27 protein-coding genes and 3 tRNA genes are annotated in these 23,608 nt (G+C 69.8%); 8 read left to right on the plus strand and 22 right to left on the minus strand.

Going from position 1 to position 23,608, the window contains the following annotated elements; translation table 11 throughout:
* Positions 1 to 23 precede the first annotated feature (23 nt).
* The gene (locus tag H9641_RS04720) at positions 24 to 929 is read left to right on the plus strand and encodes a L,D-transpeptidase family protein (protein WP_191801455.1); all 906 of its coding nucleotides are present in this window, start codon (positions 24 to 26) and stop codon (positions 927 to 929) included.
* Between the two features lie 74 nt (positions 930 to 1,003).
* Here H9641_RS04720 and H9641_RS04725 read toward each other — a convergent pair whose 3' ends face one another.
* The 3 genes from H9641_RS04725 to H9641_RS04735 form a co-directional block, all read right to left on the minus strand.
* Positions 1,004 to 2,221, minus strand: a complete 1,218-nt coding sequence (locus tag H9641_RS04725) for a UDP-N-acetylmuramate dehydrogenase (RefSeq protein ID WP_191801457.1) — start codon at positions 2,219 to 2,221, stop codon at positions 1,004 to 1,006.
* 70 nt (positions 2,222 to 2,291) lie between these two features.
* Entirely contained in the window at positions 2,292 to 3,602 is a 1,311-nt protein-coding gene (locus tag H9641_RS04730) for an MFS transporter (protein ID WP_191801459.1), read from the minus strand.
* Complete coding sequence (locus tag H9641_RS04735) at positions 3,599 to 5,194, minus strand: MFS transporter (RefSeq protein WP_225219971.1); 1,596 nt, start codon at positions 5,192 to 5,194, stop codon at positions 3,599 to 3,601. The genes H9641_RS04730 and H9641_RS04735 overlap by 4 nt, the downstream gene beginning before the upstream one ends.
* A 99-nt stretch (positions 5,195 to 5,293) precedes the next feature.
* Between H9641_RS04735 and H9641_RS04740 the strand changes: the two genes are divergently transcribed.
* The gene (locus H9641_RS04740) at positions 5,294 to 6,394 is read left to right on the plus strand and encodes a LacI family DNA-binding transcriptional regulator (protein ID WP_191801461.1); all 1,101 of its coding nucleotides are present in this window, start codon (positions 5,294 to 5,296) and stop codon (positions 6,392 to 6,394) included.
* A 120-nt stretch (positions 6,395 to 6,514) separates the two neighbouring features.
* On the opposite strand, the gene H9641_RS04745 is transcribed toward H9641_RS04740, so the two are convergent.
* The 6 genes from H9641_RS04745 to H9641_RS04770 all read right to left on the minus strand — a co-directional run bounded on the left by H9641_RS04745 (position 6,515) and on the right by H9641_RS04770 (position 8,349).
* On the minus strand, positions 6,515 to 6,967 hold the full coding sequence (locus H9641_RS04745) for a MaoC family dehydratase (RefSeq protein ID WP_191801463.1): 453 nt from the start codon (positions 6,965 to 6,967) through the stop codon (positions 6,515 to 6,517).
* Positions 6,964 to 7,431 (minus strand): FAS1-like dehydratase domain-containing protein, encoded by a 468-nt coding sequence (locus tag H9641_RS04750; protein ID WP_056653682.1) that lies wholly within the window; start codon positions 7,429 to 7,431, stop codon positions 6,964 to 6,966. Before H9641_RS04750 ends, H9641_RS04745 begins: the two co-directional genes overlap by 4 nt.
* Before the next feature lie 32 nt (positions 7,432 to 7,463).
* Positions 7,464 to 7,634: a 50S ribosomal protein L33 gene (rpmG, locus tag H9641_RS04755; protein ID WP_030151977.1), complete on the minus strand. Its 171-nt coding sequence runs from the start codon at positions 7,632 to 7,634 to the stop codon at positions 7,464 to 7,466.
* Between the two features lie 88 nt (positions 7,635 to 7,722).
* Positions 7,723 to 7,799: transfer RNA gene (locus H9641_RS04760), tRNA-Met, on the minus strand.
* Between the two features lie 63 nt (positions 7,800 to 7,862).
* A tRNA-Thr gene (locus tag H9641_RS04765) sits at positions 7,863 to 7,935 on the minus strand.
* Positions 7,936 to 8,267: 332 nt separating this feature from the next.
* Positions 8,268 to 8,349, minus strand: a tRNA-Tyr gene (locus H9641_RS04770).
* A gap of 162 nt (positions 8,350 to 8,511) precedes the next feature.
* On the opposite strand from H9641_RS04770, the gene rarD reads away from it, so the two are divergent.
* Entirely contained in the window at positions 8,512 to 9,495 is a 984-nt protein-coding gene (rarD, locus tag H9641_RS04775) for an EamA family transporter RarD (RefSeq protein ID WP_404821922.1), read from the plus strand.
* Positions 9,496 to 9,597: 102 nt separating this feature from the next.
* The gene (locus H9641_RS04780) at positions 9,598 to 10,092 is read left to right on the plus strand and encodes a YajQ family cyclic di-GMP-binding protein (RefSeq protein WP_191801466.1); all 495 of its coding nucleotides are present in this window, start codon (positions 9,598 to 9,600) and stop codon (positions 10,090 to 10,092) included.
* A 119-nt stretch (positions 10,093 to 10,211) separates the two neighbouring features.
* Here H9641_RS04780 and H9641_RS04785 read toward each other — a convergent pair whose 3' ends face one another.
* The 12 genes from H9641_RS04785 to H9641_RS04840 all read right to left on the minus strand — a co-directional run bounded on the left by H9641_RS04785 (position 10,212) and on the right by H9641_RS04840 (position 18,629).
* Positions 10,212 to 10,976, minus strand: a complete 765-nt coding sequence (locus tag H9641_RS04785) for a head-tail adaptor protein (protein WP_191801468.1) — start codon at positions 10,974 to 10,976, stop codon at positions 10,212 to 10,214.
* Complete coding sequence (locus H9641_RS04790; RefSeq protein WP_191801469.1) at positions 10,973 to 11,290, minus strand: hypothetical protein; 318 nt, start codon at positions 11,288 to 11,290, stop codon at positions 10,973 to 10,975. Before H9641_RS04790 ends, H9641_RS04785 begins: the two co-directional genes overlap by 4 nt.
* Entirely contained in the window at positions 11,290 to 12,168 is an 879-nt protein-coding gene (locus H9641_RS04795) for a phage major capsid protein (RefSeq protein WP_191801471.1), read from the minus strand. The genes H9641_RS04790 and H9641_RS04795 overlap by 1 nt, the downstream gene beginning before the upstream one ends.
* A 116-nt stretch (positions 12,169 to 12,284) precedes the next feature.
* Positions 12,285 to 12,707 carry a hypothetical protein gene (locus H9641_RS04800; RefSeq protein ID WP_191801473.1) on the minus strand — a complete coding sequence of 141 codons (423 nt, stop codon included), beginning with the start codon at positions 12,705 to 12,707 and terminating at the stop codon, positions 12,285 to 12,287.
* Positions 12,704 to 13,351, minus strand: a complete 648-nt coding sequence (locus H9641_RS04805) for a hypothetical protein (protein ID WP_191801475.1) — start codon at positions 13,349 to 13,351, stop codon at positions 12,704 to 12,706. Before H9641_RS04805 ends, H9641_RS04800 begins: the two co-directional genes overlap by 4 nt.
* Positions 13,348 to 14,667, minus strand: coding sequence for a phage portal protein (locus H9641_RS04810; protein WP_191801477.1), 1,320 nt, complete (start codon positions 14,665 to 14,667; stop codon positions 13,348 to 13,350). Before H9641_RS04810 ends, H9641_RS04805 begins: the two co-directional genes overlap by 4 nt.
* Positions 14,664 to 16,133 carry a terminase large subunit domain-containing protein gene (locus H9641_RS04815; RefSeq protein WP_225219972.1) on the minus strand — a complete coding sequence of 490 codons (1,470 nt, stop codon included), beginning with the start codon at positions 16,131 to 16,133 and terminating at the stop codon, positions 14,664 to 14,666. The genes H9641_RS04810 and H9641_RS04815 overlap by 4 nt, the downstream gene beginning before the upstream one ends.
* Before the next feature lie 504 nt (positions 16,134 to 16,637).
* Entirely contained in the window at positions 16,638 to 16,826 is a 189-nt protein-coding gene (locus H9641_RS04820; protein ID WP_191801479.1) for a hypothetical protein, read from the minus strand.
* Positions 16,823 to 17,347, minus strand: a complete 525-nt coding sequence (locus H9641_RS04825; protein WP_191801481.1) for a hypothetical protein — start codon at positions 17,345 to 17,347, stop codon at positions 16,823 to 16,825. Before H9641_RS04825 ends, H9641_RS04820 begins: the two co-directional genes overlap by 4 nt.
* 2 nt (positions 17,348 to 17,349) lie before the next feature.
* Positions 17,350 to 18,114, minus strand: a complete 765-nt coding sequence (locus H9641_RS04830; RefSeq protein ID WP_191801483.1) for a hypothetical protein — start codon at positions 18,112 to 18,114, stop codon at positions 17,350 to 17,352.
* A 21-nt stretch (positions 18,115 to 18,135) separates the two neighbouring features.
* Positions 18,136 to 18,441 carry a hypothetical protein gene (locus tag H9641_RS04835; protein ID WP_191801485.1) on the minus strand — a complete coding sequence of 102 codons (306 nt, stop codon included), beginning with the start codon at positions 18,439 to 18,441 and terminating at the stop codon, positions 18,136 to 18,138.
* Positions 18,438 to 18,629 carry a helix-turn-helix transcriptional regulator gene (locus tag H9641_RS04840; protein WP_191801487.1) on the minus strand — a complete coding sequence of 64 codons (192 nt, stop codon included), beginning with the start codon at positions 18,627 to 18,629 and terminating at the stop codon, positions 18,438 to 18,440. The genes H9641_RS04835 and H9641_RS04840 overlap by 4 nt, the downstream gene beginning before the upstream one ends.
* A 95-nt stretch (positions 18,630 to 18,724) precedes the next feature.
* On the opposite strand from H9641_RS04840, the gene H9641_RS04845 reads away from it, so the two are divergent.
* The 4 genes from H9641_RS04845 to H9641_RS04860 all read left to right on the plus strand — a co-directional run bounded on the left by H9641_RS04845 (position 18,725) and on the right by H9641_RS04860 (position 22,424).
* Positions 18,725 to 19,183 (plus strand): helix-turn-helix transcriptional regulator, encoded by a 459-nt coding sequence (locus H9641_RS04845; RefSeq protein WP_191801489.1) that lies wholly within the window; start codon positions 18,725 to 18,727, stop codon positions 19,181 to 19,183.
* Positions 19,158 to 20,282 (plus strand): tyrosine-type recombinase/integrase, encoded by a 1,125-nt coding sequence (locus H9641_RS04850; RefSeq protein WP_191801491.1) that lies wholly within the window; start codon positions 19,158 to 19,160, stop codon positions 20,280 to 20,282. Before H9641_RS04845 ends, H9641_RS04850 begins: the two co-directional genes overlap by 26 nt.
* Before the next feature lie 268 nt (positions 20,283 to 20,550).
* Positions 20,551 to 21,396 (plus strand): HAD family hydrolase, encoded by an 846-nt coding sequence (locus tag H9641_RS04855; RefSeq protein WP_191801493.1) that lies wholly within the window; start codon positions 20,551 to 20,553, stop codon positions 21,394 to 21,396.
* A complete protein-coding gene (locus tag H9641_RS04860; protein WP_191801495.1) occupies positions 21,393 to 22,424 on the plus strand; it encodes an alpha/beta hydrolase family protein in 1,032 nt (343 codons plus the stop codon). The genes H9641_RS04855 and H9641_RS04860 overlap by 4 nt, the downstream gene beginning before the upstream one ends.
* Here the strand turns inward: H9641_RS04860 and htpX are convergent.
* On the minus strand, positions 22,411 to 23,286 hold the full coding sequence (gene htpX, locus H9641_RS04865; RefSeq protein WP_191801497.1) for a zinc metalloprotease HtpX: 876 nt from the start codon (positions 23,284 to 23,286) through the stop codon (positions 22,411 to 22,413). The genes H9641_RS04860 and htpX overlap by 14 nt on opposite strands.
* Positions 23,287 to 23,608: the final 322 nt, after the last annotated feature.

Below are 23,608 nucleotides of genomic sequence, written 5' to 3' on the forward strand. Positions count from 1 at the left end.
CCGGGCATCGAGGGGGATCACGCATGTCGAAGGAACGATCGACGAGGACGAGATGGACGGCCGCGACGGCCGCCCTCGTCGCGCTGCTGCTCGTCGGAGGGTGCGACGTCCTGAGCCCCGGCGACGGCGGGACCTCGGCCCCGCCCGCCTCGACCTCGTCGCCCTCTCCTTCCGAGACACCGACGCCCACGCCCACTCCGACGCCCAGCGAGACCCCGGCCCCTGCGCCGGAGACAGCCGCTCCCGTCGAACCGGCCCCTCCCGTCGAGACGCCCGCTCCCCCGGCAGCCGAGCCCGCGCCCGTCACGCCGGCCCCCGACCCCGCGACCGAGGAGCTCGTGCGCGGGAGCACGGGAGAACGGGTCGTCGCCCTCCAGCAACGGCTTGCCGACCTCGGCTACCTCGGAGCGAGCCCCGACGGCATTTACGGTCCGGGCACGCAGCAAGCCGTCTGGGCGCTCCAGAAGGCCGCAGGGATCAGCCGCGACGGCCGGGTGGGTCCCAAGACCCAGGCCGCACTGGACCAGGGCGTGCGGCCCACGCCCCAGAGCTCGTCGGGCCACGTGATCGAGATCGACATCGCCCGTCAGCTCGTCCTGGCCGTCGACGACGGGCGGGTCACCGCGATCATCAACGCCTCGTCCGGCAACGGCGAGCGCTACGAGGCCAAGGGCCGCACGTACTACGCCCGGACCCCCGCCGGGACGTTCCAGGTGGGGCGCCAGGTCGACGGGAGCTACGAGTCCTCGCTCGAGCTCGGGAGCATGTGGCGGCCCAAGTTCTTCAACGGCGGGATCGCGGTCCACGGCTCGGGCTCGGTCCCCCCGTCGCCCGCGTCGCACGGGTGCGTGCGGGTCTCCAACGGCGCCATGAACTGGATCTGGGACTCGTGGGGCGCCCCGGCCGGCACGGCCGTGATCGTCTACTGACCAGCCCAGCCAGTCGGTCCGCGGGGTAGCGGGCCTCTGTCCCCGGCACCGGCACCCCGCGGGCGCCCGGTGCGTCAGAGCGCGACGCCCACCAGCACGGGCTCGGGGACGAGCTCGATCCCGTACGCGTCGAGCACGCCGTCGCGCACGGTGCGCGCGAGCTCGACGATCTCCGCCGCGGTCGCGGCCCCCCGGTTCGTCAGCGCCAGCGTGTGCTTGGTCGAGAGCCGCGCCGCGCTCGACGGGCCGTGCACCCCGAACCCCTTGGTGAAGCCCGCGTGCTCGATGAGCCAGGCCGCCGAGGTCTTGACCAGGGTCGGGTCGATCTCGCCCAGGCTGGGGCCCGTGGTGCGCGACGGGAGCGCCGACCGGACCGGGAAGCGCGGGGCGTCGGCCGGCAGCAGGTCGGCCTGGTCCGCGGCGACGACCGGGTTCGTGAAGAAAGAGCCCGCGCTCCAGCGGTCGTGGTCGGGGGCCGACGGGTCGTCGAGCAGCATGCCCTTGCTCCCGCGCAGCTCGAGCACCGCGGCGCGGACCTCGGCGCTCGGCGCCCGCTCGCCCACCTGGACCCCGAGCCGACGGGCGAGCTCGGGGTAGCCGATCGGTGCCGAGAGCGTCCCGAGCCGCATCTGGAGGTTGACGTCGAGGACGACGAACCGGGGGGACGGGTACCAGATGTCGCCGCCGTCGGGCGACGCGTGCATGGTCCGCTTGAGGAGGGAGGTGCGGTAGCCGAAGTCCAGGTCGACGAGAGGCAGCGTGCGGATGCGCGCCTGCTCGCGGTCCCACACGCGCACCGACGCCACGACCCCCGCGACCTCCTGGCCGTACGCGCCGATGTTCTGCACCGGCGCGGCCCCGACCGTGCCCGGGATGCCTGACAACGCCTCGATCCCGACCCACTCCTGCGCGACCGTCTGCGCGACGAGCTGGTCCCAGTCCTGGCCCGCGGTCGCGGTCAGGCTGCCGCCCCCGCACGTGTCCTCGGCGTCGATCCGGATCTCGGAGCGCACGTCGCGCACGACGACACCGCCGAACCCCTCGTCGCTCACGAGCAGGTTGGAGCCGCCCCCGAGGACGAGGAGCGGCTCGCCCGCGTCGTCGGCCGCGCGCACCGCGTCGATGAGCTCTGCCTCGGTGCTCGCCTCGAGGTACGCGTCGGCGGGGCCGCCGACGCGCAGCGTCGTGAGGTCGGCGAGCGTGGGCTGCTCGAGCACCTCGCCCGGACCGGGCGCGGCACCCTCGGTGACGGCTTCGACGGCGGACACGCGGCGCGAGGAGGGGGCGGTCATGGCTCCAGCCTAGTTCGCCGCCGCCCGCCCCCTCTCTCGACGCCGCTCCCGCTCCTCGCCCTGGCGACCGTCAGGGGGTCGCGGTGCCCGCGCCGCCTGCCGCGGTGGGCAGCGGCTTGGCCGCGTTGACCACGAGCAGACCGATCACGAGCGGCACCGCGATGACGAGCAGCGCGGGGCGGTAGCCGCCGATGTGCTCGGCCAGGAACCCGATGAGCGGCGGGCCGACGAAGAACGCCGAGTACCCGACGGTCGACACGACGCTGACCCGGACCGCGGCGTGCGCGGGGTCGTCCGAGGCCGCGCTCATCCCGACCGGGAAGCCGAGCGCCGCCCCCATGCCCCACAGCACCACGCCCACGAGCGCGACCCACAGGTTGGGCACGAGCGTGAACACGAGCAGGCCGACGAACGCGAGGCCTGCCGAGATGCGCAGCACGGCCACCCGGCCGAACCGGTCGAGCAGGCCCGTCCCGAGCAGGCGCATGCCCGTCATGGCGGTGAGGAAGATCCCGAGCGCGACGGCGCCCATCGCGTCGGACGTGCCGAACCCGTCGACGACCGCGAGCCCGACCCAGTCGTTCGCCGCGCCCTCGGTCAGGGCGGCGGCCAGGACCACGAGGCCGATGAGCAGCGTGCGCGGTTCCTTCCACGCGGCGAGGGCGCTGCGCGCGCCCTTGCCGTGGACCGCGGTCGCGGGGTCCTCGCCCGCCGCGTCGTCCCGCAGGTCGCCCGACGACGCCGCGAGGGCCTCGTCCGTGACCGCACCTGCGGGGAGGAAGGACCGCACGCACCACAGGACCGCGAGCAGGCTCAGTGCGAGAGCCACCGCGAGGTGCCACTGCACGGGGACCCCTGCGAGCGCGGCCAGTGCGCCGACGCCGGCCCCTGCCATGGTCCCGAACGAGAAGCCCGCGTGGAAGCGGGGCATGATCGCCTTGCCGAGGCGCTGCTCGACCGCCGCGCCCTCGATGTTCATCGCGGCGTCCCAGACCCCGGTGCCGATCCCGAAGAGGAACAGGCCGACCCGTACGACGTCGACCGAGCCCTGGGACACGCCCGTGACGGCCACGACGAGCCCCGCCACGTTGACCGTCGCGAAGATCACGACCGCGCGCGAGGCGCCGACGCGCTGGACGACCATGCCCGAGAGCGGCAGCGCGAGGAGCGAGCCGATCGCGGCGAACAGCAGCAGGAAGCCCATGCTGCCCTCGGAGAGCCCGAGCGCGTCCCGGACCGCGGGCAGGCGCGAGGCCCAGCTCGCGAAGTTGAAGCCGTTGAGGAAGAACACCGCGAACACGGCCCAGGTGGCTGCCTGGACGACGCGGGCGGCGCTCGCTGCGCGCTGCTCCCCGGAGCGGGGGGCGGGCGGGGTGGTCATGCGGGGGTCTCCTCGCGTCGGTGGGAGGTCGAGCCGGTCGGTGCAGGGTCGGTCGCGCGGTGTCGTCGCACACCACGACGGCGGCGCGTGCGCAGGGTCGACGGTACCGCGTGATGAGTTACCACCTGGTCAGGCTTCGCGGTCGCGTCAGGAGCGCCCGCCAAGGTGTCCTCGGCGCGCACGTCGCGGTCGCCGTCACCGTCGAGCAGGGCGTCGTCCGTGCCGGTGCCGACCGCTCGGCGACCCGCGGGCGGGACGGGAGCCCCGCCGTCGGGCCCTGCGAGCGGTGCCGGGCGCTCCCCCGCGACGAGCGGCGCGACCTTCTTCGAGAGCAGCACGCTGACGACCATCGCGACCACGATGAGGACGAGCGCGTGACGCGCGCCCATGGCCTCGGCAGCGATGCCCAGCAGCGGCGGGGCCGCGAGCGAGGCCATGGACGAGAACGCCGAGACGACCGAGACACGGCTCGCCGCCTGCATCGGCTCGTCCGAGGCCGCGGCGATGCCGATCGGGACCGCGAGCGCTGCACCCAGGCCCCACGCGACCACGCCCACGCCCGCGAGGGCGAGGTTCGGGGCGAACCCGAACAGGAGGAGGCCACCGATCGAGGCGACCCCCGAGACCCGGAGCACCGCGACGCGGCCGTAGCGGTCGATCAGGCGCGTGCCCAGCAGGCGCATGACGGTCATCGCGCCGACGAACGCGCCGAACACGACCGCGCCCACGGCCTCGGTCTGGTCGAACCCGTCGACCACGGCGAGCGAGAGCCAGTCGTTCGCGGACCCCTCGGACAGTGCCGCGGCCATGATGACGAGGCCGATGAGCAGCGTGCGGGGCTCACGCCACGCACCGAGCGCGGCCCCCAGGCGCACGCGGCGCGAACGCGGGTGCAGCGCTGCGGCGGCCTCGCCCCCGTCGGGGCCGGCGTCGCCCAGGCGCCCCTCGACCCGCGGGCGGGGCAGCGTGTCGTGGATGAACATCGGGATGCTGGCCAGCCGCCAGACCGTCGCGACGACCGCGGTGCCCACGAACTGCGCCAGGACCGGGACGTCGCCCGCGGCGCACGCCGCGCCGACGAGCGAGCCCAGGACGGCACCGATGCTGAAGGCCGCGTGGAACTGCGGCAGGATCGTGCGGCCCGTCCGACGCTCGACGCTCGCGCTCTCGACGTTCATGGGGACGTTGCCGAGCGAGAAGGCCACGCCGTTGAGGAAGATGCCCGCAGCCAGCAACGGGACCGAGCCCGTCGCGGGGCCGACGCCCAGGAGCACGAGGGCCGCGGCGAAGAAGCCCGTCGAGGCGAGCATGGCCGCGCGGCCGCCGAAGCGGTTGACGATCGGCCCGGCGAGCGTGACGGTCAGGAGCGCACCGACAGCGCCGGCGAGGAGCACGAAGCCCAGGTCCTTGGGCGTCATGCCCAGGGCGTCACGCACCGAGGGGATGCGGGCGAGCCAGCTCGACATGGTGATGCCGTTGAGCAGGAAGATCCCCAGGAGGGACCAGCGGGCGCGGGAGAGGCCGGGGTCGAGCGCTGGTCGAATCGATTCGATACCTGCGTCGGGAGTGGCCTTCGAAACGATTCGAGACATGGTGACAAGTCTGCGGGTAGTCTGGCCGCGCCGTCAAACACCTTTTCCGTGCGTCACGGCGGATCCGAGTTCGTCCAGAAGACCGGCAGAGGGGCAACGATGACCGAGACCGAGCAGGCACCCAAGCCGCCAGGCCGTCCGACCCTCGCCCGTGTCGCCGCGCTCGCCGGCGTCTCGGTGTCCACCGCGTCGCTCGCGTTCTCCGGCGCGGGCCCCATCACCCCCGAGACGCGCGACCGCGTCATGGCCGCCGCGACCGAGCTCGGCTACGCCGGTCCCAACCCGCTCGGCCGCCAGCTCCGCTCGGGACGGTCCGGGATCGTCGGCGTCGTGATCGGCGACCAGCTCAAGCGCGCGTTCCGCGACCCCGTCGCGGTCCAGGTCCTCGACGGGCTCGTCTCGACGCTCGGCACGAGCGGCCTCGGCGTGCTCCTCATCCCCGGCATCCCGTCCGAGGACCCGTCCCGCGCGGTCGACCCTCTCATCGAGAGCGCAGCGATGGACGTCGCGGTCCTCGTGTGGGGCATCGGGACCGACGACGCGACCCTCGCCGCGCTGCAGCGCCGCGGCGTCCCCGTCGTGATCGGCGAGGGGCACCCCGTACCGGGGACCCCGCTCGTCGGCATCGAGGACCGCAAGGGCACGGCCGAGGTCGTGCGCCACCTCGTCGACCTGGGGCACACCCGCGTCGCCGAGATCACCCTCCCCCTCGACAACTCACGCCGCAGCGGCGTCATCGATGCCGACCGCCTCGCCCAGGCCGACCGCACCCCCACGCTCAACCGGCTCGCGGGCGTGCGCGACGTCGTCGAACCTCTCATCTCCTGGGAGACCGAGGCCTCGCTCGTCGAGCACGGGCACGCGGCAGCGGTCGAGATCCTCGGGACCTGGGTACCGTCCGACGAGCGCCCGACCGCGATCATCGCGCACTCGGACCTGCTCGCCGCGGGCGCCGTCCTGGGCGCCAAGGAGCTCGGCCTGCGCGTGCCCGAGGACGTGTCCGTCGCAGGCTTCGACGGGCTCGACCTGCCGTGGCTCAGCCCGGACACCCTCACGAGCGTGCACCAGCCTCTCGCCGAGAAGGGCGCCGAGCTCGGCCGCGCGGTGGTCTCGCTCCTCGCGGGCAAGGAGCCCGAGACCGTGATGCTCGACGTCACGCTCGTCGTCGGGACCACGACCGGGCCTGTCCCGGCCGTCTGAGCCGCAGGGTCAGGTCCGGCCGCACCGTCCCCACGGCCCTACCACCGACGCCGGAGGGCGCCTCTCCCGTGCGGGAGAGGCGCCCTTCGTCGACGTGCTGGCGGCGCTGACGTCCGGCTCTCAGAGGCGGACGACGGCCTGCGACTTCATGAGTACCTTGGCACCCTCGAACGTGACGGTGAGGTCGACGCGGACCGTGCGGGCCTCGGGGTCGATCGCGCCGATCGTGCCGGACACCGAGATGACCGCCTCGCCCGGGTTCGGCACGGGCACGGGGCGCGTGAAGCGGGTCTGGTAGTCGACGACCGCCCCCGGGTCCCCGGCCCAGTCCTCGACGAGGGTCACCGCCGCACCCATGGTGAACATGCCGTGCGCGATCACGCCGGGCAGGTCCACGCTCTGGGCGAAGGTGTCGTTCCAGTGGATCGGGTTGAAGTCGCCGCTCGCGCCGGCGTACCGGACGAGGCGTGCGCGGTCGACAGCGATCTCCCGCGTCCCGACGACGTCACCGACCGCGAGAGCGGAGAGGTCCGGTCGCGTGGTGCTCACCGGGGAAGCCGTGTGCTCGGTCATGCGTCCTCCCCGCGGACGACGAGGCTGGACGTGACGGTCGCGACGGGCTCGACGGTTCCGGAGCCGTCGGCCGCCAGGGCGCCGATCTCGGCGCGCGTGGTGACCATCGAGATGCCCGCCCGCTGCGTGATCGAGTCGACGTGCAGGACCGTGACCAGCTCGTCGCCGGCGACGATGGGTCGGTGGTGCACGAACCGCTCGTCCGCGTGGACGACCCGCGTGAAGTCGACGCCGGCCTCAGGGTCCTGGATGAACGGGGCCTCGGCGCGCTGCGCGACGACCACCGCGAAGGTGGGCGGCGCGATCAGGTCCGGATAGCCCAAACCCCGCGCTGTGACCACATCGTGGTGCGCGGGGTGGGTCGAACCGACGGCGCTGGCGAACTCGCGGATCTTCTCGCGGCCCACGGAGTACGGGGCGGTGGCCGGGTACTCACGACCGGCGTAGTCAGCGTTGATCGCCATGCGTGTCGGTGCTGCTCAGAGGAGCCGCTGGATCAGCGGGTCTCGCGGTGAGCGGTGTGCTTGCCGCAACGCGGGCAGAACTTCGCCAGCTCGAGACGGTCGGGGTCGTTGCGGCGGTTCTTCTTCGTGATGTAGTTGCGCTCCTTGCAGTCCACGCATGCGAGCGTGATCTTCGGGCGAACGTCTGAGCTCTTGCTTGCCACGGTAGTGCCACCTCTCGCGCCTCCGGAGGGCGCTACGTGCTTGCTAGGCCGCACGGCGCCGGCCGCCGTACGGTGTGATGTCAGGAAGTGGTAGCGGGGGCGGGGCTCGAACCCGCGACCTCACGATTATGAGCCGTGCGCTCTGACCAACTGAGCTACCCCGCCGCGTGATGAACGCGGGGTCGTGTCGCCAGTATTCCAGCGAGACGACCCCGCGTCACTTCACAGAGCCCCGAAAGGGAATCGAACCCTTGACCTTCTCCTTACCATGGAGACGCTCTGCCGACTGAGCTATCGGGGCAGCGGTGAAAAGATTACACGGGTTCTGCCGTGGTGCGAAATCGACCTCTGCGACCACCCGGAAACCCAGTGATCAGGCCGATTTCTCGACCTGAGGGCCGTGCGCCCCGGGGCCCGCGCGACACCTCGCACGCGTCGGACATGTCAGGACTTCACCCCCCGCGCCGACCGCACGACCCGCCGGCCGAGAGACCGAGACGAGCTCCGACGTCGGGCGGGGAGCGTGCGCCCCCCGCTCCCTGCCGGACCGCGACACCCGCCGGACCGACCGCCCCGTACCTCCGACAACGCGAACGAGGCGCCACCCAGGGGGTGACGCCTCGTTCAGGTGCGTGGCAGGTGAGGGATTCGAACCCACGAAGGCTGTGCCGTCTGATTTACAGTCAGATCCCTTTGGCCGCTCGGGCAACCTGCCATGTTCGGTTGTGCACTCTCGCCACACGGTAGCGACCGGGCCGCGCCGAGGCGCAACCAGAGGACGCTTCCGAACTGCGGGAGCGTGGCAACAGTACAGCCGATCGGGCCCTGGTGAAAAATCGACCCCGCGCGCGGACCCCGCCCACGCTTACAGTGGACCGTGAGCCAGGCCCCCCAGCACCCCGTGAACGACCTCTCCGCACCACCGGACGCGTCCCGTCCGGGCACCCAGGCGGGCCCCGCCCCGATCGACCGCCTGGGCGTGGTCCTCGGCGCGAGCGCGTACTTCCTGTGGGGCGCGATGCCCCTGTTCTTCCCCCTGCTCCAGCCCGCCGGGCCGCTCGAGATCATCGCCCACCGCGTGGTCTGGAGCCTGCTCTTCTGCCTGCTCCTGCTGCTCGTGATGCGCAAGCTGCCCGCCTACCGGGCGGTGTTCCGGGTGCGCCGGACCGTCGGGCTGCTCGCGATCGCGGCCGTCCTGGTCGCCACGAACTGGGCCGTCTACGTCTACGGCGTGCTGTCCGGCCACGTGCTCGACGCCGCGCTCGGCTACTTCATCAACCCGCTCGTCACGGTGCTGCTCGCTGTCCTCGTGCTCAAGGAACGCCTGCGGCCCGCACAGTGGGTGGCCCTGGGGATCGGGGCGTCGGCCGTGATCATCCTCACGATCGGCCTGGGCCGCCTGCCCTGGATCGCGCTGACCCTCGCGATCTCGTTCGGGCTGTACGGGCTCGTCAAGAACCGGGTCGGCCGCGACGTCGAGGCCCTCCCGGGGCTCGCGGTCGAGACCACCCTGCTGTTCCCCGTGGCGCTCGGCTACCTGGTCTTCCTGGGCGCGACGGGGGTCGGGACGTTCGGCGCCGAGGGCACGGGCCACGCGCTCCTGCTGGCCTCGAGCGGGATCGTCACGGCCTTGCCCCTGCTGCTCTTCGGCGCGGCCGCCCGCCGTCTGCCGCTGAGCCTCGTGGGCATGCTCCAGTACCTCGCGCCCGTGCTCCAGCTCCTCGTCGGGCTCCTCGTGTTCCACGAGCCCATGCCGCCCGCGCGGTGGGCAGGCTTCTCGCTGGTCTGGCTCGCGCTCGTCGTCCTGAGCGTCGACGGCCTGCGCGCCATGCGCGCGTCCCGCCTGGCCGCGACGCGCTGACGCCCGCCTGCGCCGACACCGCGCAGCCCGGGGCGGCATCCGCGCCGCCCGCCCACTACCGTGGACCCCAGACCAATCCACCTACCTCGTCAGGAGAGCACCGTGGCCGATTCATCGATGGACATCGTCAGCAAGGTCGACCGCCAGGAGGTCGACAACGCCCTCAACCAGGCCGTCAAGGAGATCCAGACGCGCTACGACTTCAAGAACGTCGGCGCCTCGATCGCCTGGAGCGGCGAGAAGATCGTCATGATCGCCAACTCCGAGGAGCGCGTGCTCGCGATCCTCGACGTCTTCCAGACCAAGCTCATCAAGCGCGGGATCTCGCTCAAGGCGTTCGACACGGACGACAAGGAGCCCAAGCTGTCGGGCAAGGAGTACCGCCTCGAGGGCGTGCTCAAGGAGGGCCTCGCCGGCGAGAACGCCAAGAAGATCACGAAGATCATCCGCGAGGAGGGGCCCAAGGGCGTCAAGACGCAGATCACGGGCGACGAGGTCCGCGCGACCAGCAAGTCGCGCGACGACCTCCAGGCCGTCCAGTCGCTGCTCAAGGGCGCGGACCTGGACTTCGCGGTGCAGTTCACGAACTACCGTTAGTCAAGGATTGGCGGGTACGGGTGAGGGCCAGGATCGTTGGAAACTCAACGATCCTGGCCCTCTTACCGTTGGTGGTCACGGGCCGCTTACGGGGTTCCTGCGGACTATCTGCGGACTCGTCAGCCGTTGACGGCCTTGATGGGGATCGTGAGGTGGTGATCCCTGCCGTTGCGCATCCGCAGGAGTGCGGGACCGTTCGGAAGGTAGGTCTCGCCCTTCCATCGGAGCCGGTGCGCGACGGGGTCGAAGTTGAACGCCGGGGTGATGGCGCGCAACTCCTCAACGAATGCGGTACGTCCGTCCTCGCCCGCGAAGAGACTCGTCGTGGTGTGTCCGACGTATGCGGGCAGGGTGCCGACGACGATGGGGTTGTCCCAGTCGTACTCCGTGTTGCCGTGCCCGTCTTCGTAGGTGTCGGCCGTGAGGATCTCGACCTTGTCCCGCAAGCGCAGACCAGAGCCGGTGACGACAAGTGGCGCGGGAGGCTCGATTGGCACCGATGTGAGATCGACCGCGAAGCCGCGCATGAACACGGATGGGTAGTCCCCAGCATCGGCCGTGTAGGCGACAGCGACGTTCTCGGTCGTGCTCGTCGCGGTGAAATCGACGGACACCGCACCGACCGCGAGGGGGACCGTGACCCCACCTGCGCTGACGGTCCAGTGGTTCGCCGCGGAGAAGGAGTGAACCGTGACCGTGGCCCGGTAGTCCTCTCCGATGACGAGTCCCGTGACAGGGCGTACCGCTTGCGCGCCGTTGTCCGTGGCCTGCACGTACAGCGACGCGGGCGACCCGTAGGAGTCCACGTCGCAGTTCGTCGCGCCCCACAGCGGTTTGTCGGCCGCAGCGACGCCAGGTGCGGAGTAGTCCAGGGCGAGCGTCACGCCGTCCTCCGCCTGTAGAGGTGCAGGACGGCGAGCTCGGGGAGCGTGAAGCCGTCGAGGACTGCGGGCGTCTCGGCGTAGTCGGCTGTCTGGTACCGCTTGACCTGCTCGGGGTTGACCACGAGACGGGCCGTGGCGGTCGTGATGACAGCGGACAGGTCTGCGTTGGGTTCGTCGGCGGTGAAGCCGTTGCCCCGCACGTACGCCTTGACGAAGACGGTGACCAAGGGCAGGTGCGCCCCGGCCAGGGCGACGGTCTCGCTGTCGTCGCCCCGGCCGAGGATTGCCGCGACCTGCGCGGCGGTGACTGCCATCAGAGAGTGATCCCCGAGAGGGTCACGATCGCCTGCGGGTTGATCGGCTTGGCGTCGTAGCGGGCAATGACGCGGATGGCCTGCTGGTCGTAGTCCGCGTACCGCTCGGTGAGGATCTTGACCGAGGGGGCCAGGTCGCGGGCAACGGCGATCTGGGAGAAGTCGACCAGGGCCGCGCGGCCGGTGTTCGGGGTGCCGGCGGCGTCCGGGACACGACCGGTGACGATCACCGGGGACCCGAAGAGGCGGAACACGCCGTCCTGCGTGGCGTCGGGCGTGAGGACGTATTGGTTGGACCCGGTGGCCTGCTTGACCTTGCGGAGCTTGATGAACTCGCGCGGGGTCATGACCCACTTCAGGGCGGACGTGTCGACGTTCGCGCTGAGGGCCTTGCCCCAGGCGTCGAGGAGGTGGTCCAGCCCGAGTGCACCAGCCACGGCGACGTTCTGCACACCCGCGTAGGCGAACAGGCCCGTGGGGGTCGCGATGCCGTCACCCGTGGACCCGAGGAACTGGGTGTCGAGGGTCGCGGCGACGTCGGTGACGAGGCGGTCGCGCAGTGCGGCGTCGAGGGACACGACGGACTGGCGGGCCAGTTCGTTGCTGTACCGGGTGAGCACCTTGACGGACTTCATCGTCGAGGGCAGTAGCTCGACCTCGTCGAACGTCGCGTCCTGCTCGGGAATGAGGGTGTTCTCCCCGACAAACGTGGGGGTCGTCGGTGCGCCACCCTTGGGGATACGAACAGGGGAACCGTTCGTGTCGAAGATGCGGGGGCCAGCGGCGAGGAAGACGGACTTTGCCTCGAGCGGCTTGACCAGGATGTGCTGGACCTGCTCGGCGGTAAGTTCGCCGGCGGTCGAAACGGAAACTGCCATGAGATGACTCCAAGGTGAGAACTACGGATGGGTTCTCGCACTTGGACGCCTGGCCCGTGCGACGGGGACGGCCACCTGGGCCGTCCCCGCCATTGTATACCCCTAGGGGGTATCTGTCATCGGGCACCGGCCCGGAGTGCACCCGCGAGGGAGAATCCTTCCGGACCCCCGCTCGCACCCTGCCCGACGTCGCCGCGTGGCGTGCGGGACGCGAGGTGAGGCTTCGACACCAGGAGGGCGTCCACGGCGGCGCTGAGGGCGTCAGGGTCGTCCAGGTGGGCCTCGTCGAACGGGAGGTCCGTAGGGTCGGCCAGGCGGCCCGTAGCGGCTGTCAGTGCCTCGTGCAGGCGGTGCGCGAGGGCGTCGGTCTGCTGTGCCCGGGTGCGGTACTTCGCGGACTCGTCGCGGAGCTTCTGCACGTACTCCCGGGGGAATGTCTCGGCGTCCTCGGTCGTGGGCTCAGTGGTCTCTTCGACGTCCTCGGGGGTCTCTTCGACGACGTCCTGGGGCTCGGTGTTCTCGATGGTCTCAGCGGTCATTTGGTGGCTTCCTTTGCTCGTTGCTTGTCGATCCATAGGTCGGATCTCTTGCGGTTCTCGACCCCGGCAGCTAGCCGGGCCTGCTTGCGGGTGTATTCGGTCTCTTCGACCTTGTCGACGAACACGACTGACTGTGTGCAGGTGCATCCCTTGTGGTGCTGCATGGGATGCGACGCGGGCCACACGCGACCTTCGCGTGACCACCAGGTGCAGAGTTGGCACGGGTCAGCGGACATGTTCCGGGTCCAGCCCTTCACGTTGCCGGCCCGCTTCTGCATTGCCTCTGAGTACGTCGTCACGGCAGTGTTGAGGGGTTCGACGCGCCCAAGCCGGGCCACCCGCTCGGAGGTGACTCCTTGGATGCTCAGGAGCGTCTGCGCGGCCTTGGTGAGGCGTTCCACTTCCCCCGGCCGCGGGACGAGCCCCAGGACCGGCACGGGCTGTCCGAGGGCAAGCATCATGTTCGCGGCAAACGCGATGTCAGCCAGGGCGACGGCACGGGCGTTTCCCTTGGCGATGACGACCGCGATGAGCCGGACGGCAACCGGTTGCGTGATCCTTCCCACCGAGTACTCGCCGAAGATGTCAAGGACCTTTGCCTCGACATCCCCGGCGAGTAGGTGGAGCTTGTCCCGGTAGGTCAAGCGATCAGCCCGGCGAGGTCGACCCCGGCACCGTCGAGGGCCTGCGTCCGCTGTGCCGTGCGCACGCGGTCGATCTGGGCGGGCGTGTAGCCCATCTGGTCTTCGAGGACGACCGTCAGCGGCACACCGACGCTCACGAGCTTGGCGGCGGCGTCTGCGGCCTGTGCGGGGGTCCGGGTCTCCGGGTTACCCCACACGACGTCAAGGTCGATCGCGAGCGGGTCCACACCCTCACGAACCGCGATGATGAGGCGTGCGACGTCTGCCCACGCCTGACCAAACGTGCGCTGCAACTGGTAGCAGCGCGACACCAGGGACGCCTCAGCGGAACGGATCGCGTCCGCGCTCGGCGGCTGGTCACCGTTCAGCCCGAGGTAGTGCGGCGGCAGGGTTGACAGTGCACCGATCTGCTGCGTGATGAGCGCGACCGCGTCCGCGTACCCGTCGAGCCGGGCGGCGTCGAACTGCCCGAACTTCGTAACCGGGTCCTCCGACTGCCAGATGTCGTCGAGGGCCGCACTGAACGGCTTCACGGGGTTGCCGTCGTCGTCCTCAAGGATCTCGAGCCCGGACGCCCACCGTCGCGGGCGGGCGTAGAACTCGCTCGTGACCATCATGTCGGCCAGGAGCTTGTTCAGGGCGTCGGACAGGTCGAGGAGGTCGTCCATCTCCGAGACACCGTCAACCTCAAGCAACCGGCCACGGTTCACGATGGGCACGACCGGGACAACTCCAAGCGGGTTCGCGATCGTCTCTGCGTGCTCCCACGACGTCGCAGGCATCGCGGCCGGGTCCTCGACGTTCGCGGCCGACGTGTACCGCGTGATCTGGTCCGGCTCGTAGAGGACCGCGTGGCCCTTGCCGTCAGCGACCCAACGCTTCAACGCTGCCGTGACCTCACGCGTCGCGGGGTCACGGATCACGGCGACCTGTCGGGCGGACTCTACGGTCACGAGCGGTCCGCGAGGACCAGCCCACACGATGACGAACGAACGCCCGTACACGAGGGCGTCTACGTGGGCCTGCGCGGCGGCGTCCTCCATGCGGTTACGCCGCCAGTCAGCCCACAGTGCGCTGTCCGGAGCCTCGGAGCCCGCCCGCCGGAAGCCCGACACCTGCAACCGCTCGGCGAGAGCGTGCACGGCCAGGCGGGGGAAGTTGACTGCCAGGACCTTGAGCCGGTCCCCCAGCGCCTCGCGGGCCTCCTTGCTCAGGAAGGCCGTGGGCTGCGTGCCGGAGTAGTACGTGTCGAGCCGGGCGAGCGTGCCCCCGGAGGCATCGAGCTTGTCACTGAGGTTCTTGAGGAGATCATTCATCGGAAGGAAACTGCCTTTCGTCGGACGGACTTATTCGCGTGCCAAGCGGCACGATCAAACGCAACAATGGCCGCAACAGCGCCATCAATCTTTCGAGGCGAACCGCGCTTGTCCTTAGTGACAAGATCACCCATCGGCGTTGCCTTCGCCTTACAGTTCGCGACGTGAGCCGCTAGCCGAACATCGCCGTCATGGGTCATGGTCTGCGCCGTCACACCCTGGTAAATGCGGTCAGTTGCCGGCGCCATTCGGTGAGCATTAGCCGTGTTCCACTCGAGGACCTTCTTTTCCCCGTGCGCTTTCGCCCATGATTCAATCTCGGACCGCCATCCCCACGGGTCGGCGGCGAGCTCGACGACGTCCCACCGCTTGAACGCCGCATGGACGACCGTGTCGACCTGTTCACGGGGCACACGCCAGCCCCGATCGCCAGGGTTAGCCCAGATGTCCACGACGAACACGAACGGGTCTTCACCGACCGTGCATCCCACAAGAGCCGTACTGTCACCCGACGCGGACCCGTCGAAGCCCAGGACCACGCGTTCCCCGTCGCGCACCTCGCGAGTTGGGTCAGCACACAGGTCCCAGACGCCCCACGGCATCCAACCCTCTGCCTGCCCAACCCACTGCCCGAGGCGATACCTGCGGAATGCGGGTTCGCGGGTCGTCTTCATCGTGGCGCGCAATGCGTCAATGTGGAGGAAATCCCCGAGCGCCGGATTCGCGATCTTCCACGCCTTCTCGTCACCGACCAGACAACCCTCGGGCGCCGCATATTCCTTGAAGTAGAAAGCCGGGTCGTTGTTCTCCCGGCCCCATTCAACCAGCTTCCACATGATGGATTCCGGAGTGTCCGAGGGTGTCGAGATTGCCAGGGTCAAGGATTGTTCCCGCTTACCTGACGCCGACGTGACAGCTTCCCAAACAGGCTCCGTCACAACGTGCAATTCATCGACAATCATGAGCGTCGGGTCCCACCCCTGCAATGCGCCCGGCTCAGCCGGCAAGGTCCGCAATTCAGAGTTGGTGTGCGGGACGACAATTCGATCGGTATACACCTGCACCTGCTCGGCCAGCCGCTCATCCAGTTCGATCATGCGCTTCACAGCCTTGAACACATGGCCCGCCTGTCGCTCATCCGACGCGACGATCAGAACCTGTGCACCCTCGACGCCGTCTGCGAACAGGGCGTAGGCGCCGAGCACGGCAGCGAGGGCCGTCTTCCCGTTGCCTCGCGGGATCGACAGCAACCCCTGACGAGGGCGCTGCCCACGGGCCGGGAACAGCCCACGAATGATCTCCAACTGCCACTTCCGCAACTTGAACGGCGTCAGAGCGCCCGTCCCCTTCGGCACCTTCAAGTACTCCCGAGCGAAAGCATCCACGCGCTTCCACCCATTCGCCGGCAGATCGGATAGGTCAAGCGGCGGCGCGGTCACCTTCGCCTTCGGTCCCATCATCGCCATGGGTTCTCCTGTCTGTAAGCCCCGAAGCCGTGTACGGCGATCTGAGAGCCTGTCTAGTCGTCCAGTGGTCCTAACCCGTATTCCGGGCACAAAGACGCGCACGGCCCCTTCTCGCTTGCCTGAGGGGGTCGTGCGCGGAAGTCAGTCTGAGAAAATGCCTTACCCAGAGGGTGAACTAGCGGGTCGTTGACCCCAACCCCCCTGGTCTTGCCCGGCCGCGTTTGGAATTGCAGGAGCGGCATACGACTTCGACGTCTTGGAGTCGGATGGTCTTGCCTGCGAGCTTGCGTTCCCAGGCGATTGGGAGGTGGTCTGCTGTGAGGTCGTCGGTCGTTTGGCAATCGGTGCAGAACGGTTGGAGCTTGCGGGCGCGACGCGAGAGGTTGACCCATGTCCAGTCGTACCCGCGCTCGTCCTTCGAGCGCTTGGGTGGCGGTGGTGGCGTGTGTTCTGGGCAGCGGTAGCCGTCGCATGGTTCGCCGCAGATGGAGCAGGGTCTCCAGGTCATGCGTCGCTCGCGGGGAGCCTGAGCTTGTCCTTCTGCTCGTCCCTGAACGTGTCGAGGTGGCGGTGCATCTCGAGCATGGTGTCGACGCTCATGGTCTCGGTGCGTCGTGCGAGGCCGTAGAGGCGGTGCGCGAGGTGCTTCTGTGCGAGGGCGATGAGGTTGTCGTGCTCGGTGTTCGTGGTCATCGGAACATCCATTCGTTGCGGCGGTCGATGGGCGGCTCTTCGTAGGACCGTGCGGGCAGTGCGCCTTGGTTGGCCTTGTGGTTGGCCCATGCTTCGTGCTTGGTGGTGGGGATACCTGCGCGCTCGCAGGCGATGTCGAGCGCGGCCTGAGGGTCGAGGCCGTCCGTGAGCGCGCGCGTGTAGGTCATTGAGAACGTGTGGTACTGCCGGGGATGCGCGTTCTCCCACGGCCTGTCAGCGACTTTGAATGCTTCCAGTTCGGGCACCTCGCGCAGAGCAGGGGGGATCTGGTTGTAGTACCGATTGCGAGTCTTGTTGACGAGGGCGAGGATGTCGCCGGGGACGACCCATCGGTCGGTGGAGAGTCGGGTCCTGGCGATCTCTCGTGCGGCTGCCTCGGCGTCTTTGAACGCGACGTTCTGGAGGATGTCTGCCCAGACGGCGCCTTGGTCTTCCATCATGCGGATGAGGCCAGCGCGGTTGAGGTACATCAGGATGTTGAGGGCTTCGGGCTCGTTCATGGTCAGGCTCCGATCATTGTCGGGTTGGTTGTCTGGTTTGCTCGTGCGAGCGCCTTCGCCATTTCGGCGCGGGCTAGGTCGGCTTGTGGGTCGTGGCTTCTGGTCTCGGCTCGTGAGGGTTCGGGGTCGTTGTTCCAGCGTTCCTCGGTGAGCCACTTGGCCGGGGCGACTGTGTAGCGGTCGACTCGGTTGGGGTCGTCGGCGTGACGCTTGGCTGCGGCGATGATGTCGACTGGTTCGAGCTTCTTCTTTGCCTCGAGCCATGCGGCACGAGCGGCAGGGAGCGATCCACCCTTGCGAGGGTATGCAGCCCAGAACTCCTCGAAGCCGCTGGGGACTATAGGGGTGTTCTTAGATTGTTCTTCAGGGTTCTTAGAGGAAGTGCTGCTCAGATTGCGCACCTGTGTGCTGCTCACTTTGCGCACCAGACTGCTGCTCAGATTGGGCACCACGTGTTGCTCAGATTGCGCAGCACCGTCGTTCCAACGAATCTCCCATGTGGAGGTCGGGTCCCAGGTGCTTGCCCGGTGCTTGACGAGGTGGCCGTTCTTGATGAGCCAGTCGGTCACACGACGGACCGTCGCGTATGTGATGCCAGTCTTCTCGGCGATCTCGTCAAGGGGCAGGACGGCGCGTCCGGTGGTCCTGTCGCGCCGGTACCAGAGGTACTGGAGCACGATCGCACGGTCGGTGCTGCCGAGGGTCCTGCCGATCTCGGGGAAGTACGCGATGTACTCCCCGGTGTGAATCAGTGGATTCTCGTTCACGAGGTGCCTCCTTGGGCATGGTCAGAGTCGTAGGTGTGCGTAGGGCTGTCGGTCGCGGTCGAGGGCGGGCTGTCGAACGTAGAGACCGACCGCTTCCTCCCCTGTGACGTCGGAGTGCTGGAGGACCTTGTTCAGGTCGACGTCTTCGGCTCTCAGCGCCCGCTTGTGGAGCTTCAGGGCCAGGCGTTGGCGTTGGCCTCGGGAGAGGTGGCCTGCGTCTGGGTGGGCGGCAACGCGCTTCTCCCAGGCGGTGACTGTGAGCACGCCAAAGTCTGGGGTGTCTGCGTCCGGGGCGGTACTCGGAGCGGTCGGGGCGGGGTTGGTCACGTCGTGGCGTGTTCCTTGTCGTACTGGGCCTGGACCCATGCCAGGACGTCGTCCTCGCGGTAGACGACGCGGCGCGGGCCGAGGGTGAACGACTTGGGGCCAGTACCGCAGTGGCGCCAGTACCGGAGCGTGGCTTCCGGCAGGCCGAGCAGCTCGGCCACCTCGGCAGTCCTCAGCAAAGCGGTCATCTTCAACTCCAATTCCTAGTCCCGGAGGGACCTTCGTTCCTAGTCTTCCACAAACGTAGTCATGCGTCTACTGGCATTCGTAGTACGCTCCAACGGTGAGTAGAGATGAGGTCATTGGCAACGCCGTTGCGGCAGCGCGCGGAGATCGGTCCCAGCAGGCACTGGCGGACGCCATGCGCGACATGGGTTGGAAGTGGTCGCAGGCGACGGTCTGGAGCGTCGAGTCCGGGAAGAGGCCGCTGCGATTGGCTGAGGCGCAGGACGTCGCGAGCATCCTCGAAGTACCCCTGGACCGATTGACGTCGTCGATGTCGCCCGCTGATGCTCATGCACGAGCTGCGGCGTCGACTCTGCGCAATCGGTGCGCTGACCTGGTCGCCGCGCTCCAGGACTTCCGCAAGGCACGCGAGCGCGTCGACTACCTCATCAAAACGGGCACGATGATCTCGCCCAGGTACCGGGAGACACTGGTCGAGGCGCGCGAGAGGTTCACCTTGGAGTGGGCAATCGACAAGGAGGAGGCCAGCCATGGCGAGCCTGAAGAGACGAGCTGACGGCGTCTGGCGCGCCCGGTACCGCGACGCTGCGGGCAAGGAGCATGCGAAGCACTTCCCCCGCAAGGTCGACGCTCAGAGGTGGCTGGACGAGGTCACGGCGTCGGTCGTCACGGGCCGGTACGTAGACCCGAAGGCCGGGCGGATCACGTTCGACATGTGGTGGGCTGATTGGTCGGCGCGGCAGGTGTGGGCCAGGGGCACGCTCGAGGCGGCTAAGCAGGCTGCGGACTCGGTGACGTTCGGGGACCTTCCCATGAGCGCCCTGAGGGCTTCGCACGTCGAGGCGTGGGTGAAGTCCATGTCGCAGCCTGCTGCGTCGCGCAAGGGCGGCCTGGCGGCGTCCACGATCAAGACACGGGTCACGTACGTGCGCATGTCGTTGAGTGCTGCGGTGCGTGACCGGGTGATTCCCGAGGACCCGTCCTCCCGGGTGCCGCTCCCCCGCATCCGCAAGGCCGAGGCGAGCATGGCGATACCCACAGCTCGGGGTGTCGGGGACGCGCTACGGGAGGCCCCGGAGTGGTTCGCACCGTTCATCGGGGTGTGCGCGTTCGCCGGCCTGAGGCTCGGGGAAGCGGCGGGACTTCAGCTCGCGGATGTTGACTTCCTGCGTCGGACGATCCGCGTTGACCGTCAGGTCCAGGGTGCGACGTCGAAGACGGTGGAGATCGTCCCGCCGAAGTACGGGTCGGAGCGGACAGTGTTCGTCCCCGAAGAGCTGACGACGATGATCGCCCGGCACGTCGAGGGGTTCGGGACGCGAGGCGAGGAAGAGTGGTTGTTCTGCGCACCGTCCGGGGACCTGTGGAACCGGAACTCGGCGGGCAACCAGTGGCGGGCCGTACGGGACGCTGTAGGCCTCGGGGAGCACACGCTGCACGACCTCCGACACTTCTACGCGTCGGGCCTCATTGCGGACGGCTGCGACGTCGTGACCGTCCAGCGCGCCCTGGGGCACTCGTCACCGACGATCACGCTCGGGACGTACTCGCACCTGTGGCCGACCGCTGAGGACCGGACTCGCACCGCTGCGGCTGGTCTCATGATGTCGGCTTTTGAATCTCCTGCGGACTCTGTGCGGACTGAGGGCACGTAATGGGCCGCTGACCTGTGGGTTCACCATTACACGAACTACCGCTGACACCCTCTCGCGACGGGCGCGTCGCCGGTCGGGCTCGTGCCCGACGGCGGCGCGCCCGTCCGCGTGTCGGGTCCCGCCGTGTCACGCCCACGACGCGCGGGCGTGTCGCCGCCGCACGGACCTAGACTCGCGGCGTGGACACTCATCGACTCCCGGCGGCGGTGCCCGTGCTGAGCCACGGGGTCCACCGCGCCGTCCCGGCCCACCCTGCTGGCTGCTCTGCATGACCAGCCCCCTGCGGCCGCCCCGCGTCGTCGCGACCGACCTCGACGGGACCCTGCTGCGCTCGGACGGCTCCGTCTCCGAGCGCACGCGCGAGGTCCTGGCAGCCCTCGACGACGCCGGGACCCAGGTCGTGTTCGTGACCGCTCGCCCGCCGCGCTGGCTCACGGAGGTCGGGCGGCTGGTCGGTGGCCACGGCGTCATCATCTGCCTGGGCGGGGCGTGCGTGTACGACGTCGGCACGCGCCAGGTCGTCGAGTCCCGCGGTTTCGCGCCGCTCGCCCTGGGCGACGTGGTCCGTGACCTGCGGGCGGCGGTGCCGGGGGTCGCGCTGGCCGTCGAACGGGTCGACGGGCCGGTGTTCGACCCGACGTTCCGGCACGACGAGGGCATGCCCGAGGAATGGCGCGGACCGGTCGAGCGTGCGCTCGACGCTCCCGTCGCGAAGCTGCTCGCGCGCACCGACGACACCTCGCAGGACGAGTTCTTCGAGCGCGTGCTGGACGCGGTCGGCGACCGGGCCCTGCTCGCCTACTCGGGGGCCGCGGGGCTCGCCGAGCTGCTCCCTCCCGACGTGACCAAGGCCGGCGCGCTGTCCGCCTGGTGCGCGTCGCACGGCATCGAGGCGAGGGACGTGTGGGCGTTCGGCGACATGCCCAACGACCTGCCCATGCTGGCCTGGGCCGGAACCTCGTACGCCGTAGCGAACGCGCACCCCGACGTGCTGGGCGCGGTCACGCACCGCACGGCGTCCAACGACGAGGACGGCGTCGCGGTCGCGCTCGAGGGCCTGCTCGACACCTCGGTACCGCACCCCCGCCCGTCGGCCGACAGGTCGGGCACATGATGTTCGCCCTCGCACGGCAGGACGGTCGTCGCTCCCTCTCCCGCCGCGCTCGCCGGCTGTCGGCCCTCGCGCTGGCGGTCGCGCTCACGGCAGCAGGCTGTACCGCGCCCGCGTCGCCCGACCCGGAGGTGCTGTCCGCCGCGACCGACGCGCCGTCACGCCCGGCCCAGCCCGACGACGCCGCGCTCACGACGTACTCCTACGGCCCGCGCCCCGCGCAGACTGCCGACCTGATCCTGCCGGCGTCGCTCACCGAGCGGACCGAGGAACTGCGTACACCGTCCGGCAGCGAGGCTCCCGCGCCGCAGGTCGTCGACGTCGTCGTCCTCGTCCACGGCGGCGGCTGGGACGCCGCCTACGACCGCTCGTCCGAGACCGAGGTCGCCCGTGACCTGACCGACGACGGCATCGTGGTGTGGAACCTCGACTACCGCGGCGTCGGCGCGGCCGACCCGCTCGACGAGGGCGGCTGGCCCGGGACGTTCGAGGACGTCGCCGCAGGCCTCGACCTCCTCCCCCATGCCCTCGGGGAGGCGGGGCTCGCACCCGGGCGCGTGGCCGTCGTCGGGCACTCCGCGGGCGGGACCATGGCCCTGTGGCTCGCCGCCCGCCACACCCTGCCCGACGGCGCCCCCGGCGCGGCTCCGCTCGTCCGGCCCGACCTCGTGGTCACCCAGGCCGGCGTGAACGACCTGAAGACGGCCGGGGCCGAGGGGCCCGTCGAGGGAGCCGTCCAGGCGCTCATGGGCGGCTCCACGAGCGGGGTCCGGGACGACCGGTACGACCTCGCATCCCCCACCGCGCTGCTCCCGCTCGGTGTCCCGACGCTCGTCACGACGGGTGACCTGGACGCCGTGGTCGTGCCGTCGGTCGCGACCGACTACGCCGAGGCTGCGCAGGCCGCCGGAGACGACGTGACGCTCGCGGTGATCCCCGGCGAGGACCATCTGTCGCCCCAGAACCCTCGCTCGGACGCCTGGGCCGCGGTGCGCGACTGGATGGCCGAGCGCGGGATCAGTAGCGCGTGATGCCGCCCTGCTGACCTGCCATGGTCTCGAGCCGCTTGATGCGCTCGGCCATGGGCGGGTGCGTCGCGAACATCTTGGCGACGCCCGCCCCGCGGAACGGGTTGGCGATCATGACGTGCGAGACGTCCACGAGCTCTCGGTTCTGCGGCAGGGGCGCACGTGCGGTCCCCTGCTCGAGCTTGCGCAGCGCCGACGCGAGGGCCAACGGGTCGCCCGTGAGCTTGGCGCCGTCCTCGTCCGCGTCGTACTCGCGCGTCCGGGAGATCGCGAGCTGGATGACCATGGCCGCGACGGGCGCGAGCAGAGCCATCGCGAGCGCGGCGAGCGGGTTGCCGCCCCGGTCGCGGTTGCCGCCGAAGATCAGCAGGAACTGCGCGAGCGACGTGATGACGCCGGCCAAGGCGCTGGCGACCGACGACGTGAGGATGTCCCGGTTGTACACGTGCATGAGCTCGTGCCCCAGGACTCCGCGCAGCTCACGCTCGTCGAGCAGCACCAGGATGCCCTCGGTGCAGCACACCGCGGCGTTCTTGGGGTTGCGGCCCGTCGCGAACGCGTTGGGCGCCTGCGTGGGCGAGACGTACAGCTTGGGCATGGGCTGACGTGCAGCGGTCGAGAGCTCGCGCACGATCCTGTACATCGCAGGCTGCTCGAGCTCGCTCACGGGCCGCGCGTGCATGGCACGGATCGCGATCTTGTCGGAGTTCCAGTAGCCGTACGCGGTGGTCACCAGACCGATCGCGACGAAGATCCACAACGTCCCGGCCGAACGGGCGAACACCGCCCACAGCCCCAGGATCACGACCCACATGATCCCGAAAAGTCCTGCGGTCTTCAGACCGTTGAAATGCTGGTGACCCACTCCCAGCCCCTTCCCTCGAGCACAGGATGCCGTGGTGCGAGCATCCACCGGATGAACGCGCGGCGCACGCGGGAGGTTCCCTCCGCCGTCGGGCACGGGCCTCGCGGCGACGAGCCGCGCTGCGGGCGCCGACTGTGGGCGGCCGGGGACGGTGCCGCGCCCTGGGAGCCTGCGGCACCGCAGGTCCCGGTACGACGACGGCGCCCCGGCCCGGGTGGGCAGGGGCGCCGTGCGTGGTGCGCGGGTCAGGCCGTGGCGTCGTCCTCGCGGCGTGCGATGCGGATCATGTCCTCACGGGGCACGACCTTGACGCGCTCGCGAC

It is taken from the genome of Oerskovia merdavium (assembly GCF_014836755.1).
GTDB classification, from domain to species: domain Bacteria; phylum Actinomycetota; class Actinomycetes; order Actinomycetales; family Cellulomonadaceae; genus Oerskovia; species Oerskovia merdavium.